Below are 19,511 nucleotides of genomic sequence, written 5' to 3' on the forward strand. Positions count from 1 at the left end.
AATGTGTGGGATCGCCGGAATTTTGTTGGCGCCCGATGCACCCAACGCAAGTGCGCTTAGGGCCATCGGACCGATGGCGACGGCGCTTCGTCATCGCGGACCTGACGGTGAGGCCTTCTGGGTGAGCCGTGAAGGGGGGGTAGCCTTCGGCCACCGGCGACTGGCCATCGTCGATCTGTCCGGAGCGGGTCGCCAGCCAATGCTCTCCGCGAGCGGTCGGTATGTCATCACCTTCAATGGCGAGATATACAACTTTCGCGATCTGCGCCGTGAACTGGAAGGGGCGGGCCATCATTTCCGCGGCGCCAGCGACACGGAGGTCATGCTGTGCGCGATCGAAAGCTGGGGCCTTGATGCAGCCCTCGCGCGCTTCGCTGGCATGTTTGCTTTCGGGCTGTGGGACCTGGAGAACCGAACGCTTCAGCTTGCCCGCGACCGAATGGGCAAGAAGCCACTCTATGTCGCCTTGACACGTGACGCGCTTGTCTTCGCCTCGGAGCTGAAGGCGATCACTTGCTTCCCAGGCTTCACTCCGGAACTCGATGTCGATGCGGCGACGACGATGGTTTCCAACGGCTGGGTGCCGGATGACCGTTGCATTTGGCAGGGCGTGTTCAAGCTGCCGCCTGGTTCAATCCTGTCGGTCACTGCGGCGCAATTCGCCGACGCCCGCGGCACCGGTTCGCTTGCGCATCGCATTCACCCTTGGTGGTCGCTGGCCGATGTCGCCAGCAAGGGACAGCGCGATCCGATAGCCGCCAGCGACGAGGACCTCGCGACCGAGCTCGACAGCCTGCTCCGCCTGGCCGTCAAGCAACGAATGATTGCAGATGTGCCGCTGGGCGCCTTTCTGTCGGGCGGAATCGACAGCTCGACTGTCGTCGCGCTGATGCAGGCACAGTCCCGAAACCCCGTTCGTACGTTCACCATAGCGTTCGGCGAAGGTGGGTTTGATGAAGCTCCCCATGCGGCCGCGGTGGCTCGGCATCTGGGCACCGATCATACGGAACTTCATCTCTCGCCGGCCGCCGCGCTTGAGGTCATTCCGGAGCTGCCCCGGATTTGGGACGAGCCGTTTGCCGATGAATCGCAGATACCGACGCTGCTGGTGTCGCGGCTCGCGCGGCAACATGTAACCGTGGCGCTTTCAGGCGATGGTGGCGACGAGTGCTTCGCAGGCTATTCTCGACACTTCCTGGCAACCCGCCTCACAAAGCAGCATGAGCTGCCATTGTCATTTCGCCGGCTGTTGGCATCGGGGGCTGGGTTGCTGGCCCAAGCCTCTCAGAAAGATATCTTCGGCAATCTGCCGCTTTCATCGAATATGCGGCATGGCTTGCGCGGTGACCGCCTGGCTCGCCTTGCCCGCCTGCTCGCGGCGCGAGATGAGGACGAACTCCTTCTGCAACTGACCAAATCTTCAGCCAACGACCTTGTTCATCGCAAGCCGTCGACAGCACCTACCGACACGACAAAGCTCGACGGCCTGCTCTCGCGTCTCCTATTCGCCGACATGACAGGCTACCTACCGGGCGACATTTTGGTGAAGCTCGATCGAGCCACCATGGCCAGCAGCCTCGAGGGGCGATGCCCGATCCTGGACCATCGCGTCGTTGAATTCGCCTGGCGCTTGCCAGCCCGTGCCAAAGTCCGAAACGGGAAGGGCAAATGGTTGCTTCGCCGACTGCTTGATCGTTATGTACCACGCCGACTGGTCGACCGGCCCAAGCAAGGTTTCGACGTTCCGGTCGGGACTTGGTTGAAAGGGCCCTTGCGCGGCTGGGCAACCGATATAATTGCCACGATCGGCCGCTCCGGGGACGGGGTCATCGACCGTGAGAAGGTCGACGCATGCTGGCGCAATCATCTGCATGGAAGCCAAGATAATTTCCGCGACCTGTGGCCGGTGCTCATGTTTCAGGCGTGGCGCAACGAAGCCATGCGGCCATCGACGGTCGCCACGCACCCTTCTTACCATATCGAACTGACAGGGGATTGAGATGGAAGGTTCCATAGCCAACCGCGCCCGGCGTCCGCGCGCCAAGCAGATGGAAGCTGGGACACTTGAAACCAATCTGCGCTTGATGCGGCCGCCACGCGAGCCAACGCAATCGTCACCCTTCCACCAGCTCGTCATCATCCTGACGACGCGAAAATGGTTCTTGCTTGCCATGGCCCTTCTGGGCGGCATCCTGGCCGGACTGGCAGGCTTCACCCGCCCGGTGCTGTTCGAGGCAACTACCCAGGTCATTATCGATGCCCCGAGCAGCAGTGCTTCGGGCGGCGTGGCATCCGCCCAGGACTCGCTGGAATCGAACATCGATGATCATCTGACGATGCTCTCCTCGCAAGGCCACCTGCGTCGGGTCCTGGCAGCACTGCGCAAAGCCCAACCAGTCGACGGTAACGGAAAGAGCGTCGTCAATGCCGTCCCGCCCGCGGCTGGCTCGTTCCTCATCGACCTCCTGAACAGGGCCTGGAGACAGGATAACAAGGTGGCGGAAAATCCGGACGCAGCGGACGCGCCCGAGCTGAAGGCGCTACGCAACGGAATGAGGGTCGGACAAGAGCTGCGATCGCGCGTCATCACCATCGGCTTCACCGATCCAAGTCCGGCGCGTGCGGCACTTGTCGCGAACACGTTTGCCCAGGTCTACATTCAAGATCTGGTACAAAAAAGCCGGGCATCGGATCAGGTTCATCTGGATTCGATAGTCGCCAGCCTTCCGCAAGTACAAAGGGATCTTGTCGAAGCGACAGATCGGCTGGAGACATACCGGCTCACGCATGGCGCCGTCGATCAGACTGCGGCCAACAACGCAGCCAGTGAGACAGCGGAACTCGGCCGGCAGATATTCCTATCGAAAGCCAGTCTTTCCGCGTCGGAAGCGCGCCTTCGCCGTATTGAGGACCTGCGCAAGGCGGGCGCCCCGGTCACGGCCATCGCTGAAGAAATCGGGTCGCCCGTGTTGACGGACCTGGTGGCACGCCAGTCGGGTGCCGCCGCCGACGGCGATCTGCGCAACGCGATCGCCCGCGAAATGGAGCAAAGCGTTGCCCGAATCGCTGCCGAGGCAAATGTCTACCGGTCTCAGGCTACGGCTCTTGAAAGTCGCAAGGCGATGCTCGACGCGGCCGTGGCCGACACGGCGAGCCAACTTTCGGGGCTGCGTTCCCTTGAACCTAGGGTAGCCATCGTGACGCAGCATTACAACGAACTCCTGAGCCGGCAGCAGGACTTGACACGTCGCATCGCCGCTCCTTCGCCAGGCGTAGCGGTCCTTTCGACCGCCTGGCCGCCGTCGGCCCCCACGACATTGTCGCCAATTTTCCTGATTCCTCCCGGCATGGTCGTCTTTGGTCTCATGGGGGCGGTCATTGTCCTGGTCCGCAACGGTTTCAACCAAACCTTGCGCAGTGAAGCCGAAGCCGAGGCCGAGCTTGGGGTCCCGTGCGTAGGACTGCTTCCCAGGGTTGCGGGACTTAATGCCAGAAAGCTGCGGCATCTGGTTCTGAGCCAGCAGAACTTGCCGTTCAGCCGCGCCGTGACTTCGCTGCTCGTCACTGCGGCGCCAACTCAGGGGAAGGGGCAGCCGCCGCATATCATTCTCGTGACGTCCAGCATCCAGGACGATGCCAAGACCGAGTTGGCATGGAGCCTGGCGCTGGCGGCAACGCGGCTGGGAGGAAGAGTGCTTTTCCTCGATCTCGATCGCAAGGATGTACGGCTCACGAACGGGTTTCGTGGTGAATTCAGCACCGACAAGGCCCGGAACTCCTTCGGCGACTATGTGAATGAACGTTGCGTGCTGAAGGATGCAATTACGAGGATGCCGGAAATCGGTATCGACCTCATGGCCGCTCCAGCACCTTCCGATGATCTCCTGACGCTTCTGTCCACCGTCGACAAATGCCAGTTCACCGAGGAGCTGCGTTCGGCCTACGACGTGGTCATCATGAACGGTCCCCTGGGCCTCGGGGGGCCTGAAACCAGGCTGCTTAAGCGCTGGGCCGATTCGGTGCTTTTTGCCGTTCGCTGGGCAAGGACGAGGCGCAGCATTGCCCGTGGTGCTCTGGATGCAATAGGGGCCGGCGGATCCGCCACCGTTCCAGTAGGGAGTGTGCTCACCCGGGTGAACCTGAAGAGGCTAGCCGGCTCCAGGCTCGGAGACAACGCCGATCTTCTGTTGGAGAGGGTTTGAAGATGCGTGTGCGATCTTCAACAGAAGCTCCAGGGAGCGATCGCGCCCCTAAATCGAGCCAGCTACACGATGATCATTGAATTTTTCGGACCTCCAGGATCCGGCAAAACAACCTTCGCACATGCGCTTGCGCAGCAGCTGCGCGGGAAAGGGTATCACGCCAAGGTCGCTCTCAGCTACAAGCCAAGCACCAGGGCCGCCAAATATGACCTCGGAATCTTGCTATTCATATCACGGATCGTATCGGCGATATTTTCAACCTCCAGAATACTGCTTTTTTCGGCAGGGCGAGCCGATGATATTTCCAATTCCTTTGCAATGGTGAGGATGATACCGCCAAGAAACCGAATTTGGCGCGCGCGAATCTGGCGATACATCCTGCACCTTTCGCGTTGCTGGAAGTCTGCTGAGCAATCGCCCGAAATTATAATTTTCGATCAAGGATATGTTCAAGCGATTGGTTCGCTTGCGATGTTTAATGGGAGCACCAACCCCAGAGCGCTGGAAAAGGCGCTCAGCCTCGCACCGGCGGCCGATCTCACCGTCAGGCTCTTGGTGCCAGCTGCGGTCGTGGAAAGTCGCCTTCGTCGGCGGATGGAGCTTGAGCCGCCGGCGGAACGGATTTTCGAGGCCGACTTGAACGTGAACATGCGCTCGTTCGCCGTTTTTGAAGCGATGCATGACCTCCTGACAACATCTGGCCGGGAAATCATCTCCGTCGAAAACACCGATGGTCCATCGACCTTTAAAAGTATTTGTCGGATTGAGAGACAAATACTTTCTGCATTGTCGCGCTTCGATAGGGCGGTCAGCGAAAAGCAAATTGAGTTGCCGGCTCATCGCGCAGATGTAACTGGTTCAGCAACCGCACCGCCGCGCAACAAGGACATGGGCTCGCGGCTCGCTTGGGCAAGCATATTCGCCCTGCTGATCTATATTGGTGGCGCTGGTTTGACCAGTCTTGCCCAGTTGGCAATTGCACGCCTTATTGGACCTCACAACTACGGCATCTATTCCTACGTTCAGGCTTGGACGTCAGTGCTCGCCTATCTGGCAACGCTTGGTTTTAATGTATCATTGTTGCGTTTCCTCCCGGCCTATAGGGCCAGTGGCAGGCTTGATCTGGCCCGCGGCGTGATAAGATTTGCGCTGCAGAGATCGCTGATAGCGGCAACCTTGTTCGGGATGATCGGCGCTGCGTCCGTCCTGTTCCTTTCAGATCCAACGGAAAGAGGGCTTGAGACAAGCATCGTGCTCGGCATGATGGCTGTGCCCTTGGTTACGGCCTATGCTCTCGGAGCCACGCTTGTGCGTGCTTTCGGCGGCGTTGTCTCGGCGTTGTTGCCGGAGCGCATCATGCGAGACGGGCTCCTGCTCGTGTTGGTAGCGCTCCTGGCATTGTCGGGATTTCGAACAGTGGATGCGCCCTCGGTGACGCTGGCGGTGCTTGTGAGTTCCGCTTTCACAGCGGCGCTGGTGTTCATCATCGCTAGGAGGTTTGAACCACCCGGCCTGGGACACGCCAAGCCAAGTTATGCCTCGAGGGAATGGTGGCTTGCCGTCCCCCCGCTCATGCTCATCACTGGGCTCGATGTTTTCGTCAGTCGGGCAGGAGTCCTGGTTTTGGGCTGGACAAGCCATATTGCTGAAGCGGGTATTTTCGCGCTGGCCTTGAATGTCGCGATGCTCGTGGGCCTGTCCCGTATCGCCGTGGCAACCATGTTTTCGCCAACAGCAGCCGATCTCTACGTCAGAGGCGATCGCAGAGGCCTACAACAGCTGTTCGCGCGCGCAACCCTGCTTTCTGCTGGCGGTGCCATCCTGGTGGCCGTCCCAATGATGGTGATAGTCGAGCCGTTCTTGAGCTATTTCGGTGAGGGTTATAGCGCGGGAGCGCCGATCGCACGGGTTCTGATTTTGGGATATGTCTTTGTCGCGCTGTGCGGGCCCCAACAGAATCTCCTGACCATGACTGGAAATGAATGGGCTGCGGCAACGACGATGGTAGCGGGTGCAGTGGCCAATATAATTGCCTGTGCAGCCGGAGTTGCGGTGTACGGCCTGCTTGGCGCTGCGGTGGGTGTGGCACTTGCACTGAGCATCTGGAGCATTGCCATGGCCGTTTATATCCGCAAGCGACTGAAAATCATGCCAGGCTTGGTTTTTGCCTTGCTGTCGATGAGGCCGAGCGCGGTCGATGCCCGTCAATGGCATTGGTTCTTGAGGGCGAGCAAATGAGACCACTGTTTTCGCTACGGTGATCGCCGTCGTTCGGGCAGGAAGTCACGAAGCCCGGATCGCACAAAGGCCATAGGGCTGCGCAGACGCTTCGGCGTATACCTGTTCCGGACACCCGCGTCCCCGCGGGCAGCCGATACTTTGCGGGCGGTGTCCGTCATTTGAAGGATGCATCAGTTTCGGAGGTGCACCACGGTGTGCTCACAATCTGCGGAGCATCCATGGAACAAGCCCGAATGGCGAGCGCCTCGGCGCCTGCAGTGCGCCGTCGCTCGGAGAGATCGACGCCTGTCGAGCGCAGCCAACGCGAAACCCTCACCCAGGTCCAGGTCCTGCGCGCCCTCGCGGCTAGTTCGGTCGCGCTGCGACACGCCCAGCATGATGCGGCCACCCTGGAATTACAGGCCGGCCGCACCTTTCAGAGCTGGAATCCGATACCATGGAGCGCTGGAGTCGATATTTTCTTCGTGATTTCCGGGCTTATCATGGTGCATACGTCGCGACAGCTGTTCGCAAAGCCCGGGGGCGCGCGTCTCTTCATTTCCCGCCGGATCGCGCGAATTGTCCCGCTATATTGGGCGCTCACCTCGCTCTACATTGCGGTAGCGGTGGCCGCCCCAAATCTTCTCAACCAGAGCTACGTCGATTTCAGGTTTGTAGTCGAATCCTACTTATTCGTTCCGGCCAGTCGCCCTGACGGCGTCGTTCAGCCGGTCTACGAGTTGGGTTGGACGCTCAATTATGAGATGCTGTTTTACGTGCTGTTCACGGCGACGATCGTGCTGCCCATGCGGTGGGCAGTTACGGTCCTGCTCGCGATCCTGGTTGGGATGGTGCTCTCGGGCGCTCTTGGGGCTCCTTTGCCTGAGCCCTGGGGTTTCTGGACCAATCCGATCATCCTCGAATTCGCTTTCGGCGCGATGATCGGGGTCATGTGCGCCTCAGGCCTGCGGCCTTCCGGCCCAATCAGGGCCTGTATGGCCGCAACGGGACTGGGTGCCCTGATGCTTGCGGCGGCGTTTCCCGATATCTCGGCCGGCTTTGGTCGCTCTGTCGTGTATGGCATTCCGGCGTCTCTAATTGTTTGGAGTGCTGCCTTGGCACCGCCGGGTAAACTGAGGCATGACAGCGTGGCGGCGAGGTGGGCCGCTGGCGTTGGCGATGCGTCATACGCTCTTTACCTCATGCATCCATTCGTGATCCGCGCCATGCGCATATTGTTCTGGCGTACAGGGTTGATCTTTGTGCTCGGTCCGTGGGCCTTCATCGGTTCGGCCTTGGCGATAACCCTCGGCGTGGCATTTATCACCCATCGTCTGTTCGAGAAGCCGCTCACCCGCTATGCGCGGCGCCTTTTGGGGGTCGGGCACAGTACAGGACGGCAGCTTGGGCCCCTTCCAGTGCCGGCGTATCCCAAGACAGATTGAAGGCGAGCCGCCACCCTGTCACACCAAGGAAATGGCGGCGTTGTGCTCACTATGCCGTTGCCGGAAGGCCAGCTGGTCGCACCTGCCCCACAGGGCGTGCATGGAATTCCCGATACCATTCCACGAAACGTTGCACGCCGTCCTCCAGTGTTGTCGCCGGTGCGAAGCCAACGGCGCGGCGGAGGTCCCTGACATCGGCGCGGGTTTCCAGGACGTCACCTGGCGGTAAAGGTACGTTGACGCGAACGGCGCGGCGACCAAGGGCCGTCTCGATGAGCGCGATCAGATGGTTGATTTCTTCCGGCCGATCATTGCCGATATTGTAGAGCCTATATGGCGCCGAACTAGTGGCAGGATCGGCAGCGCGACCGTCCCAACCGGGATCCTGACACGGTGGTTTGGCGAGCACGCGAACAACCCCCTCTACGATGTCGTCGATATAGGTGAAATCCCGCCATACGCGCCCGGCATTGGCGATTTCGATCGTTCGGCCCTCGGCGATGGCATGGGTGAAAGTATAGACTGCCATGTCGGGCCTGCCCCAGGGGCCATAGACGGTGAAGAAGCGCAGTCCGGTTACGGGGAAGCCGAACAGATGGCTGTAGGAATGCGCCATGCATTCGTTGGCGGCCTTGGTGGCGGCGTAGAAGCTCACCGGATGATTGGCACCATGATGCTCGGAAAAGGGTATGCGTCGATTGGCGCCATATACGGAGCTCGACGAGGCATAAACGAGATGGCTGACGCCCGCGTGTCGGCAGCCCTCCAGAACGTTGAGAAATGCGACTATGTTTGACTCCACATAGGCATGCGGGTCGACGAGCGAATGACGCACCCCGGCCTGGGCGGCCAGATGCACGAAGTGCGATGGCTGGAATTCGCAGAACAGCGCTTTCACCAGCGACCGGTCCGCCAGGTCGAAGCGCTTCGGCGTGAACCTCGGCTCGGCGCAGAGCCGTGTAAATCGCGCCTCCTTCAGCTTCAGGTCGTAGTAAGGCGTGAAGTTGTCGACGCCGATGACCTCGGCGCCGAGCCGCAAAAGGCGTGACGCAACATGAAATCCGATGAACCCAGCGGCGCCCGTGACGATGATCGGCCCCGTGTGCGTAACGTTCGACGCAGCACCATCCTGCAGCGCGTGAACGATATCCGCCAGCTTGTTGACCTTCGAATCTGCTTCGGCCATGGCAAGTCACTCCCGTTTCCAGGTTCCGCGTTCCGCGCTATCTCGGCAGCGCTTGAACGATCGGAAATGGCGCCGCCGGCCTTGTGATCTACGCGACAGCGCGCTCAATGCGGGCCGCCGCTGTCTGAATCAAAGCGGATGCAGACAGCAGTCGATTTCTCATGGCAAAACCGAAATGCGCCCCAAAAGAGCCACTAGTTCCGCCTGACGCCTCGTGTCGGTCTTGGCGAACAGCGAGGCGAGCTGAGAGCGAATAGTCGTGCGACTGAGATGCCAGCTACGGGCGATCTCCAGGGGCGCGTCGCCATGGGCGAGGCGTAGCGCCAACTGCGTTTCCGCGCTGGTCAAACCGAACATCCTTTGCAACGTGCGAGGGTTGGCCGCCGATTTGTTATCCCGGTCCAGCAATGCGACGACGGTTGTCCCGTCCGGTGTAACGACGCCCGTCTCGTTCATGGTCACCGGCCTGTCGCCTCTGCTGTGGATCACTACCCATGAGAGTGAGCCCGGCTGGAGGTGGACCGGAACATTCGCGACCAGCCGCCTCAACCCGGCAGCAAGCTCGACGGCTGTATCAGTTGCTTCGCCCTGGCGTGCGAGGGTGTCCCGAGCGGCAGCGTTCCATTCTATTACTTTCTTGTCTCGGTCCAGGACGAGATAGCCGCAACCCATACGATCAAGCATGCCGGTGATGGATTCCAGGCTGCGTCGTCGAGATCCGCCGACCCTTGCGTCCGGCCGGTCCACAAGGCTTATCGGCCTTTCGTGGCGGGTATCGTTCAATACAATGTATTGCCTGCCTGCAAGCGCATCGTTTCGCGTTTCAATCAGTGTCATCGCTTCCACCCAACCCATTGCTACTGACGCAAATCAAATCTGATGAAGTTGCTGCTTCAACTTGAATTTCCACATACTGCGAGAAATCTGCGAATGGTTTTTCCGCAGCGTCTCTTGGATATATCTTTCTGAAGAGCGCTCCTGACACCATGATTTTATTCGCCGGCAAAGTCATGGCAATCGGGCATTGGGATTAGGTGCCACCCCTTCGGCCTAGTCTCGACGGACTAGACCGAAAGTTGTAGTCTTTGCGCATGGGTTCGGACCTGCGCTGGCTCAAATCGAATGTGTCGAGCACTACGTGGGCTCATCTAGCTTCGCTTTTGGTGTTTGCAGCATCGATAGCATTCGAGGCGATAAGTACGGTATATGGCGGCCAGCCGTTGCCGCTTGTTGCGTTTATCCCCATAACCGTTGTCATCGTGTATCTTGAGGGCCGTTTTGTTGCCATCGCAGCAACGCTTCTGATGGCGGTCGCCGGCTTGTGGATGCGACACCTGTTGGACGGTCACCTCACTGGTGGAGACTGGACCGGGGCCGTCTTCCTTCTGGGTTCGGGTAGCCTGATCGCAGCTGTGTTCCACCGCCTGCGACAAGATCTGCATGGTGCGCTCAGGGTGGCAGAAGCGAGGCTCGGTGCCATCGACGCTGCCGCCTTGGGCTTTGCTAATACCAATCGCCATGGCGAACTGCTGCAGTCGAACAGACGGCTTTTGGAGATGACCGGCTACGCGCACAAGGAACTTGCCCAACTCAAGCTGGAGGAACTCATTGTCCCCGACGATCGAGGTACTGTGCGGAAACTTTTGCAAGATTTGGGCAATGGGACCGCGTCTGCTACGGATATCCGCGTTTTGCGCAAGGATGGCACGGCATTCTGGGCTCACCTGGCCCTGTCTTCGTCGCGGCCGGAAGAGGCGCCAAATGAGAGCGTATTCGCGGTGATTGACGATATTTCCGAGCGACAAGCGGCACGCGAGGCCCTTCGGGCTCAGAAGGAATGGCTCGATCTCGCCGTATCTGCCGGGCGCCTGGGCACATGGCAAATAGACATTGAGGATGGGACAGTCGCCGGCTCCGGCAAGTTCTGGGACATTCTTGGTCTGCCCCCGGCCCCAGTCCGCCGCTTGGAAGAACTCTCGGCCGTAATCCATCCCGTCGACTGGCCGAAGTTGTCCGCCTCGGCAAAGCCTTCATCGGCATTGAACTTTGACGTCGAGATTCGCGTCCGGCAAGTGGATGGTCACACACGCTGGATTGCATTGCGTGGACGGCAGGAAGAGCACGGCGACCGCAAAATGCGCATCGGGGTGGCGGCGGATCTGACCGAACGTCGACAAACAACTTTGCTTCGCGCCGCCGTAAAGAGACGCGAGCGCATAATGCGCGAAGAGCGCCATCGGTTCAGCAATGTGTTTCCAGTGATCAGAGCTCTGGTCAACATGATCGATATTCCCGACAATGATGTTGCCAAATACAAGGAGATGTTGATCGATTGGATTCGAACACTGGAGGCGACCCATCGCATCCTTTCTCGTCATGCCAACCTGTCAGGGATGCTCCATGAACTCGTGGACCGGGAATTGCAGCCCTTCAAGGAGACACGCGACATTACGATCAGTGGACCTTCCCTCACTGTGCCAAGCGGCGCCGCCGAGGGCTTGGCGATGATCCTTCACGAGTTGACGACAAACTCGGTGAAACATGGTGCGCTGGGTGACCCGAATGGCAAGGTCGAAGTTAAGTGGCGATTTGCATCCGAGGACGAAGGTGACGACCTCGTGTTCGATTGGGTGGAATCGGGCCGACGGAAGAGTTCAAAAGTCGTACGCCGCGGGTTCGGGTCACTGATAATCGGTGTGGACAGCACGCCGCTTGTCGGGCATTCCCCGAATATGGAAATAACCGAAGATGGCCTTCGATATTCGCTGCGTGTATCGCGCAAAGAAATTGAGGAATTTGGATTGCAATAGAGCCCCTCCAAGTCGAAGCCGAATTGGCCAATTAACCGATGGTGTGGGCCCTTTGCTGCGATTTCCTGCAAGCAAACTCGGGCCGGTTCGAGGGGCATACGTCAACTCGCCTGTCTCGTCAGCCAGCTTTGGAGCAACACAGCTGCTTCGGTACGGTTTCTAACCCCAAGCTCACGCAGCACGGCTGCGGCATGGATTTTCGTTGTCGCCTCGGCAATGTCCAGATTGCGGGCAATCTCCTTATTCGAGTACCCCTCTGCCATCAGCTTGAGGACGTCCTTCTGTCTAGACGTCAGCCTAGCGACGTCGCCCGAGCCCTCGTGCCGGCGGCTGGGATTTTGAACCGGAGGTGGGGGGGCATGCGATCTCTGGTCGGCAGACGTTCGAGATAGCAGAGATGGCACATAGATCCGGCCAGCGAGGATTTCGTTTACAGCCAGCACGACTTCTTCGTCGCTCTGCGATTTGACGATATACCCGTGAAGTCCGATCGAAAGCGCGGTCAGTATCTCCGAGCGGGAATCATCCCCGGAAACGATCGCAAAGCGAGTGTCAGGATAGGCAGCCATAAAGTCGCTGAGCACTTCCTGATGGAACAGCCCAGGCATGTTCAGATCGAGGATCGCAAGATCGATGGAAGCCTGCTCCTCTAGAAGATTGACCGCGGCATCGAAACACGAAGCTTCGAATATTTCGGCGCTTGGAATTCCAGCCATGAGAGCCAGCCGGAGACCACGCCGATATAAGCCGTGATCGTCGGCAATGACGATCCGAGCCATGCAACTACCCCAACGCGTTACTCGGTTCCCGACGAGAAAACCCGCTGGAACCTCCCATTCGCCTATGATCGACAATCCGTGGTGGTCCTAAAATGGCGGCCATCCACTGGTCAACGCATCACAGTGATGTCCGCAGCGTCCCATCCACGCACATCCAGAACGTCTAATATAATACTAAATTGCGAAGCTCATCCATAGATTTTTAACCCTGGCGTGCGGTGCCCGTCCGCAAAACGATGCCGGTTTCCCATTTCTGGGTCCAAAGCCAGCTGTTCAGGACCATCGTAATCATGTGACATCTGTTATGTCGCCACCCGCTGTCGCCGGACCTGTAGGCCGGTCCGGCCCTGGCGGATCGCAGCTTTCTTGAAAGCAATTGCTTTCGTTTTATCGGCGTCATGATCAGTGCCCAATCGCGCTTCTATCGGCTGTTGATCTCGTGGCCATCTAATACCTTGAACGTTTTGAATCCCTACCATTCGAATGCACGACGACAGCCGCCCCGGCTGTCACATACCTTTTCGCATATGATGTTCGGATTGCCGCCGAGGTTTGGCCGGATTTGAGGGTGTGCCCTGGCCGGACAATGGAACACCGATCCCGAACAAAGCCAACTGCAGATCAGGAGGATCGAATGAAAGCGGTGATTCAATGTGGTGGGATGGGTACGCGCCTTCGACCGTTTACATCGGTCCTGCCGAAACCATTAATGCCGATAGGGGCCAGGCCTGTTCTTGAGTTGCTTTTGAAGTGGCTGCGGCGCAACGGCATTGAAGAGGTATATATTACGACAGGGTATCTAGGACATTTGATCCGGAGCGTCTGCGGCGACGGATCGCAATGGAACTTGAAGATCAAATATACCCAGGAAATGGAGCCACTCGGCACCGTCGGACCTCTCTCTCTGATTAGGGATGAACTGAACGAAACATTTGTCGTTCTGAACGGCGATGTCCTCACAGATCTAAGCCTGAGCCGGTTTGTAGCCGCGCACCGCTTGCATAGGGATCCCGTTACGATCGCCACGGCGTGCCGTCATATCAAGATGGACTTCGGGGTCATCGACGAGATCGACAATACCGTCCAGCTCTTCCGGGAAAAGCCGACGCTTTCCCATCTCGTCAGCATGGGTATTTACTGCATGAACCCAGATGTCCTGCGGTTCATTCCGTCCGGGATCCCATTTGGGTTCGATGACCTGATGCTGCAGATGATGCAGGGCGGCACGACCGTGCATGTTTACAAGCATGACGGTCTTTGGCTCGACATCGGTCGTGTCGATGACTTCCAGAATGCACAGGCAATTGCCTGGGAAGATCAGTCGTCCTCAATCGAGGTCGCGGCTGCCGCTGCAGCCGCATGAAAGTCTGATGCAGAGGTCTAGCCACTAACAAGGCTTTCAGGAGGTCAAGATGCTCTTGGTGAGCGCCCCGATCCTAGGCGTGCCAGAGAAGGCAGCCCTGTCGCAGGTGATTGATAGCGGCTGGCTTACGATGGGGGACAGGGTACGAGAGTTCGAACAGGCCTTTGCCAGCATGCATGGCGCGCGAGATTGCGTCGCGGTTGGTTCCTGCACCGCAGCGCTCCATCTTCTCCTCCATGCTTTGGGCATCGGCCCTGGCGACGAAGTACTGGTTCCTTCGCTGACGTTCGTGGCGACGGCGAATGCGGTGCTGTATGTAGGGGCGACGCCGGTCTTCGTCGACATCGAGTCCGTCGACGTGCCGTTGATCTCGGTTGCGGAAGCCGAAGCGCGGTGCACGACGCGCACGAAAGCGGTCATTCTCGTTCACTTCGCCGGGTATCTCGCCGATCGGGAACAATGGCAGCGGTTCGCCCGGCTTCGCGGGCTGCATATCATCGAGGACGCTGCGCACGCGCCCGGGCTTAGGGAAGTCGGGACCTTCGGCGCCGCGGCCGCGTTCAGCTTCTATGGCAACAAGAACATGACAACGGCCGAAGGGGGCGCCGTGATTGCACGTGACCCCGATCTGCTCGACAGGGTTCGCCTGGCCCGCGGGCACGGAATGACCACGGGGACGCATCAGCGGCTGAACAGTCGTACGCCGCAATATGATGTCACGATGCTCGGGTTCAACTACCGAATGGACGAGATGCGAGCGGCAATAGGGCTGGTTCAGTTGCAGAACCTGCAAGAGTGGAACGAAATCAGGCGTATCATAGCTGTCTTGTACCGACGCCTGATCGCGGACCGTTGCCCAGCCATTGTCATTCCATTTAGCGAACCCCGGACGTCGGCTTACCACATCATGCCGATCGTCCTGCCGCGCTACGCGAGCCGGCAGGATGTCATCGACGAGCTGCGGACACAGGGCATACAAACCACCATCCACTACCCGCCGGTGCACCAAATGACGTTCTACCGCGAGCGCTTTCCCGGCGTGAGTTTGCCCCGAACAGAGGATTTCGCTGAGCGAGAGCTCACAATTCCGCTGCACCCCCAGATCACTTCCGCCGCCGCCGAATCAGTCGTGGCTGCCCTGGCAGCCGCGCTCAAAACAGGCGCGCTCAAAGCAGGCGCCCAAAGAGGAACTGCTGCATGAATGCGTTAGACCCTGCCTTTCACCGGATGTTCGTTCCCAATCCTGATCACGGCTTTGCGAGACGCGCAATCGATCTTGCGGTGGCGGGCATCGCTACCGTCGCATTGGCGCCATTGATGCTGCTGATCGCCGGAGCGCTTCTGCTCGAGGGCGGTGGCTCGATCTTGTTCGCTCAGACCCGCATCGGGGCCGGCGGCCGAACCTTCCGCATGTACAAATTTCGCAAATTCGGTGTGAACTGCGGCTCTCAAGGCCTTGCGCTGACGGTCGTGGGCGATACACGCATGACCACCGTTGGCCGCTTTCTCGCAGCGACGAAGCTGGACGAACTACCGCAGCTGTGGAATGTCCTCAAAGGCGAAATGGCGATCGTCGGCCCACGGCCCGAGAGCCTGGCTTTCGCCGATTGTTTCCGGGGCGAGCTTAGGGCCGTGCTGCAATACAAGCCAGGCCTGCTGGGACCAGCCCAGGTCGTTTTTCGGCACGAAGCGCATTACTTCCCCCAATCCGTAGATCCGATCGTGTTCTACCGGGAGGTCATGTTCCCCGCCAAGGCAACACTGGACCTCTCATATTATCCGCGACGCACCATCGTCTCCGACCTCGCGTGGATGGTGCGGGGAGTGCTGGCAGTGGTCGGTTGGGTTCCGGTACCGCCGATCGACGTTTGAATATCCAAGGGAAGCGTTCCAAACAGCCAAAGGAATGCGCAGTGATGAGCTACAATGGAAAGAAAGTCCTGGTGACCGGCGCGGACGGATTCATCGGTTCGCATGTCACGGAGGCGCTTGTTCGCAACGGGGCAGATGTCACAGCCCTTGCCCTTTACAATTCCTTCGACAGCCATGGATGGCTAGACGATCTGCCGGACACCATCCGCAGCCAGTTGAGGCTCGTCCGTGGTGACGTCCGCGACAGTGCGTTCCTTAACCGGATCATGCGCGGCCAAGCCGCGGTTTTTCATCTGGCGGCGCTTATTGCGATTCCATACTCCTACGCCGCTGCCCAGTCCTATGTGGAAACCAACATCTTAGGCACGGTGAATGTCCTCGAAGCGGCGCGCCTGTGGGAGACGGAGCGGGTGATCCATACCTCGACGAGCGAGGTCTATGGAACTGCCCAAACCATGCCGATCGGCGAAACACACCCCCTGCAGGGACAGTCACCGTATTCGGCGTCCAAAATCGGCGCTGACATGATGGCGGAGTCCTACGCCAGGTCGTTCGATGTCCCTGTGGTCATCATGCGACCCTTCAACACGTATGGCCCGCGCCAGAGTGAGCGCGCCATCGTGCCGACCATTATCCGGCAAGTCCTCGACCCGAAATGTCCTGCGATCATGGTCGGGGATACCAGCCCGATCCGCGACCTGACCTATGTCGAAGACACCGCGACAGCGTTCCTGACCGCAGGTCTCGCCCAGCTCGAGTTCGGCCACGCCTACAACGCTGGCAGCCAACGCGCTGCGACCGTCTCGGACGTATTGGCCATTGTTCTTAATTTGACCGATTGCAAAAAGCCGGTCCGTCGTGATGAAAGCCGCCTGAGGCCGCAAAATTCCGAAGTTCGCGCCTTGCTCGCCGATTCCTCGCGCTTTGAACGCGAGACTGGATGGCGGACACAGACCAGCCTGCGCGATGGGCTGGAGCGAACAATCACGTGGTGGCGCGAGCGCCTTAGTGAAGGCCGGGTACGGCGCGAAGTGGGTTACATGACATGACCCTGGGCGGCCGTCATGCGTTGGCGCTGTTGCTGGCTGCCGGTGCCATATCTCCCAACATCTACGTTGCCGGCGGCCGTCAAAGCAAGGCAGCGGAGGCGGCGGCCATAGCGGTTGTGGACAACCTGCCGGGCTATGTGCACGAAACAAGGGATCCTTGGTCTGGCATGGTTTTCGCACGGATCACCAGACCGGGCGTTCTCGGCCGGGCAGGTGTATGCGGGAAGAAGTACTGCACCCACCGCTACTCAAGCGCACAGGCTTGGAATGCCGACCAGAGCCTGCTCCTGATCGCCAATGGCTGCGGTGGCCTGTGCTTTCTCGACGGACAAACCTACTTGCCTTTGTTCCACCGCAACCGCGCTACCGAATGCGAATGGCATCCCACCGATCCCGAGTTGATGATCTGCGTCGGGGGCCGGCAGATTGCGACATGGGCGCCACGTACCGATCATGAGGACGTCGTGTTTGCCTCCGCAGCGTACTCCAACCTCAAATTTGGACCCAACAAAGGCAATCCGAGCCGCGACGGCAGTCGGATTGCGGTGCGTGCAACGAACAATGACGGCAGAGCGGTGGTCTTTGGCTACGATCTAAAGCTACGGCAGAAATTCCCCGATATCGATCTTGCCGAATTCCCGGGAACAACCGGCTCCTGCTCGATCTCACCACTCGGAATCAACATAGTGTGTTCCCAGCAATTACCGGACGGAATCGAAGCGAGTTTCGTCTTCTCCATAGACGGCATATTGCGCCAGAAGTGGATGGAGCACCATCGACCAGGCCATGGCGACATGACGGTCGATTCCGACGGAAGCGAAATCTATGTCGGGATCAGCAAATCGGATCCTGACAAATATCAGGTGATCAAGCGCCGCTTGGCTGATGGCAAGGCTACCTCGCTGATGAAATATGGCGAGGCCATGCATGCGTCACTCAGGTCGCTCGGCAGGCCCGGCTGGGTGTTTCTGAGTTATGGCGGCACGCCAGCCGAACTATCGCAGCACCCGGATTGGGCGCCTTACGCTCAGCAAGTCATTGCGCTGCGTCTAGACGGCAGTGGAGAGGTCCGCCGTGTCGCAGACACGCACAACGCGCCCTTCGACTACTGGAGCGAGACGCATGCCTCTCCGTCTCCAGACGGCACCCAGGTGGTCTGGTCCAGCAACTGGGGCGTGCCCGGTGGCCCGGTATACGATTTCGTTACTCGTGTTGAATGGCCTTTGAAGCCGGTGTTCGACCGGAAGGAGATTGTCGCAAATGACCTTCAGTAGACGATACGTTCTTGGCGCAGTCGTGATGATGTCGCTAACCTCGATGGCTTGCGCAGGCGAGGTCGAGCCCTATCAACTGTCACCTGGCGATACGGTCGAGATAGGAATAGCGCCGATCCCTGATCGGACGCAGCGCGCCGTAGTCCAGATGGATGGCAATATCGCCCTTCCGGAGGCGGGGATGATCATGGTCGCAGGCCTGACGGCGTCTCAATTGCAAAGGCGAATGCAAGAGCTCTTGCCAAGCAAGATTTTTCACGTGCGTCTGACTGACGGGCGGGAGCAGACAGTTACTGTCGAGCCCGACGATGTCACAGCAATCATAGCGGACTATCGCCCGATCTATGTAACGGGCGATGTGCTCACCCCGGGACAACAGGCCTACCGTCCGCTCATGACTGTACGGCAGGCGCTGGCCGTTTCCGGCGGCTTCAGTCTTTTGCGATCACGGGCAGGCCAGGCCGGGCCTGATCCGGTTGATCTCAAGCGCGATTACGAAATGCTCTGGGGAGATTACACGAAAGAATACCTTCACGCCGCCCGCATTCGCGCCGAGCTTCAGGGCCAGGCGGATTTCGACAAGAAGACACCACAGGGATCACCTCTTTCGCCGAGCGTTGTAGCCGCGATGGCACAGGCTGAAGCAGAGGCGCTGAAGGTTGCGCTGAGTGATTTCCGGCAAGAGCAGGATTTTCTGGAGAAGGGCCGGACGGACGCTGCCGAGCAAATTGGCGTTTTGCAGAAACGCGAACGAGTCGAGGGCGAGAGCGTGAAGGCGGATGAGCAAGATTTGGCGCGAGTGACGAAGGCATTCGATGCAGGCAATCTGACCAACACCCGGCTCGCGGATGTCAGGCGCGCGTTGCTTTTATCTTCAAGCGGCGCGCTTCAAACCTCGGTCGAACTGATGAGGGCGCGACGCCAGCAGGAGGACTTTGTCAGACAGCACGAACGCAACGACAATCAAAGAAGGATTGGCTTGCTGACGGATCTGAAGGACACCAACGCTCGGCTAGCGGATGTCACCGCCAGGCTCCATGCCGCCAGCGAGAAGCTGCAGCCGACCGGAGCATCCACACAGCCATTGCCGATTGCCGGCGAAACGGTACGGGCCCAGGTGACCATCGTGCGCAAGATCGGCAATGAATGGCGCAAGCTGTTGGTTGACGAAGATGCGATTGTGCTGCCGGGGGATACTCTCGAAGCCAGATTCAGCAGTGAACTGCAAAGTGTGGCAGTCCAATAGGGCGTCAGCGCAGTCCGTGCGGAGCTTACTGTTCTATCGGGGGGGCGAACCCAACTGAACGGAGA

The 19,511-nt window shown here is 59.2% G+C and carries 14 protein-coding genes; 11 read left to right on the forward strand and 3 right to left on the reverse strand.

What is annotated here, in order from left to right; translation table 11 throughout:
- Position 1: 1 nt before the first annotated feature.
- From asnB to X726_RS150480, 4 genes are all read left to right on the forward strand, one after another.
- The gene (asnB, locus tag X726_RS150490; protein ID WP_023733256.1) at positions 2-1,999 is read left to right on the forward strand and encodes an asparagine synthase (glutamine-hydrolyzing); all 1,998 of its coding nucleotides are present in this window, start codon (positions 2-4) and stop codon (positions 1,997-1,999) included.
- Position 2,000: 1 nt separating this feature from the next.
- Positions 2,001-4,202, forward strand: coding sequence for an exopolysaccharide transport family protein (locus X726_RS150485; RefSeq protein ID WP_023670895.1), 2,202 nt, complete (start codon positions 2,001-2,003; stop codon positions 4,200-4,202).
- Positions 4,203-4,271: 69 nt separating this feature from the next.
- Complete coding sequence (locus X726_RS1000000168120) at positions 4,272-6,440, forward strand: polysaccharide biosynthesis C-terminal domain-containing protein (RefSeq protein ID WP_031200192.1); 2,169 nt, start codon at positions 4,272-4,274, stop codon at positions 6,438-6,440.
- A 221-nt stretch (positions 6,441-6,661) separates the two neighbouring features.
- Positions 6,662-7,867: an acyltransferase gene (locus tag X726_RS150480; RefSeq protein ID WP_081731308.1), complete on the forward strand. Its 1,206-nt coding sequence runs from the start codon at positions 6,662-6,664 to the stop codon at positions 7,865-7,867.
- Between the two features lie 49 nt (positions 7,868-7,916).
- On the opposite strand, the gene X726_RS150475 is transcribed toward X726_RS150480, so the two are convergent.
- Entirely contained in the window at positions 7,917-9,053 is a 1,137-nt protein-coding gene (locus X726_RS150475; protein ID WP_023670899.1) for an NAD-dependent epimerase/dehydratase family protein, read from the reverse strand.
- A 159-nt stretch (positions 9,054-9,212) separates the two neighbouring features.
- Complete coding sequence (locus X726_RS150470) at positions 9,213-9,890, reverse strand: helix-turn-helix transcriptional regulator (protein ID WP_023689781.1); 678 nt, start codon at positions 9,888-9,890, stop codon at positions 9,213-9,215.
- A 254-nt stretch (positions 9,891-10,144) separates the two neighbouring features.
- Here X726_RS150470 and X726_RS150465 point away from each other — a divergent pair, with 254 nt between their 5' ends.
- Positions 10,145-11,863 (forward strand): PAS domain S-box protein, encoded by a 1,719-nt coding sequence (locus X726_RS150465; protein WP_023670901.1) that lies wholly within the window; start codon positions 10,145-10,147, stop codon positions 11,861-11,863.
- Positions 11,864-11,964: 101 nt separating this feature from the next.
- Here the strand turns inward: X726_RS150465 and X726_RS150460 are convergent, their stop codons facing one another.
- A complete protein-coding gene (locus X726_RS150460) occupies positions 11,965-12,642 on the reverse strand; it encodes a response regulator transcription factor (RefSeq protein ID WP_023670902.1) in 678 nt (225 codons plus the stop codon).
- A gap of 634 nt (positions 12,643-13,276) precedes the next feature.
- Between X726_RS150460 and X726_RS150455 the strand changes: the two genes are divergently transcribed.
- From X726_RS150455 to X726_RS150430, 6 genes are read left to right on the forward strand one after another with little or no spacing between them, the layout of a single operon-like run.
- A complete protein-coding gene (locus X726_RS150455; RefSeq protein ID WP_023681041.1) occupies positions 13,277-14,005 on the forward strand; it encodes an NDP-sugar synthase in 729 nt (242 codons plus the stop codon).
- Positions 14,006-14,054: 49 nt separating this feature from the next.
- A complete protein-coding gene (locus X726_RS150450) occupies positions 14,055-15,206 on the forward strand; it encodes a DegT/DnrJ/EryC1/StrS family aminotransferase (protein ID WP_023670904.1) in 1,152 nt (383 codons plus the stop codon).
- Between the two features lie 26 nt (positions 15,207-15,232).
- Entirely contained in the window at positions 15,233-15,877 is a 645-nt protein-coding gene (locus tag X726_RS150445) for a sugar transferase (RefSeq protein WP_023670905.1), read from the forward strand.
- A 44-nt stretch (positions 15,878-15,921) separates the two neighbouring features.
- Positions 15,922-16,926, forward strand: coding sequence for an SDR family NAD(P)-dependent oxidoreductase (locus tag X726_RS150440; RefSeq protein WP_023670906.1), 1,005 nt, complete (start codon positions 15,922-15,924; stop codon positions 16,924-16,926).
- A complete protein-coding gene (locus tag X726_RS150435) occupies positions 16,923-18,200 on the forward strand; it encodes a hypothetical protein (RefSeq protein ID WP_023670907.1) in 1,278 nt (425 codons plus the stop codon). The genes X726_RS150440 and X726_RS150435 overlap by 4 nt, the downstream gene beginning before the upstream one ends.
- Positions 18,187-19,446, forward strand: a complete 1,260-nt coding sequence (locus X726_RS150430) for a polysaccharide biosynthesis/export family protein (RefSeq protein ID WP_023670908.1) — start codon at positions 18,187-18,189, stop codon at positions 19,444-19,446. Before X726_RS150435 ends, X726_RS150430 begins: the two co-directional genes overlap by 14 nt.
- The last annotated feature ends 65 nt before the right edge of the window (positions 19,447-19,511 follow it).

It is taken from the genome of Mesorhizobium sp. LSJC285A00 (genome assembly GCF_000503155.1).
Classification (GTDB): domain Bacteria; phylum Pseudomonadota; class Alphaproteobacteria; order Rhizobiales; family Rhizobiaceae; genus Mesorhizobium.

Bases quoted from the DNA above. Each gene is read 5' to 3' on its own strand.
- asnB (WP_023733256.1), top strand. From the start codon at position 2: ATGTGTGGGATCGCCGGAATTTTGTTGGCGCCCGATGCACCCAACGCA.
- X726_RS150485 (WP_023670895.1), top strand. From the start codon at position 2,001: ATGGAAGGTTCCATAGCCAACCGCGCCCGGCGTCCGCGCGCCAAGCAG.
- X726_RS1000000168120 (WP_031200192.1), top strand. From the start codon at position 4,272: ATGATCATTGAATTTTTCGGACCTCCAGGATCCGGCAAAACAACCTTC.
- X726_RS150480 (WP_081731308.1), top strand. From the start codon at position 6,662: ATGGAACAAGCCCGAATGGCGAGCGCCTCGGCGCCTGCAGTGCGCCGT.
- X726_RS150475 (WP_023670899.1), bottom strand. From the start codon at position 9,053: ATGGCCGAAGCAGATTCGAAGGTCAACAAGCTGGCGGATATCGTTCAC.
- X726_RS150470 (WP_023689781.1), bottom strand. From the start codon at position 9,890: ATGACACTGATTGAAACGCGAAACGATGCGCTTGCAGGCAGGCAATAC.
- X726_RS150465 (WP_023670901.1), top strand. From the start codon at position 10,145: ATGGGTTCGGACCTGCGCTGGCTCAAATCGAATGTGTCGAGCACTACG.
- X726_RS150460 (WP_023670902.1), bottom strand. From the start codon at position 12,642: ATGGCTCGGATCGTCATTGCCGACGATCACGGCTTATATCGGCGTGGT.
- X726_RS150455 (WP_023681041.1), top strand. From the start codon at position 13,277: ATGAAAGCGGTGATTCAATGTGGTGGGATGGGTACGCGCCTTCGACCG.
- X726_RS150450 (WP_023670904.1), top strand. From the start codon at position 14,055: ATGCTCTTGGTGAGCGCCCCGATCCTAGGCGTGCCAGAGAAGGCAGCC.
- X726_RS150445 (WP_023670905.1), top strand. From the start codon at position 15,233: ATGTTCGTTCCCAATCCTGATCACGGCTTTGCGAGACGCGCAATCGAT.
- X726_RS150440 (WP_023670906.1), top strand. From the start codon at position 15,922: ATGAGCTACAATGGAAAGAAAGTCCTGGTGACCGGCGCGGACGGATTC.
- X726_RS150435 (WP_023670907.1), top strand. From the start codon at position 16,923: ATGACCCTGGGCGGCCGTCATGCGTTGGCGCTGTTGCTGGCTGCCGGT.
- X726_RS150430 (WP_023670908.1), top strand. From the start codon at position 18,187: ATGACCTTCAGTAGACGATACGTTCTTGGCGCAGTCGTGATGATGTCG.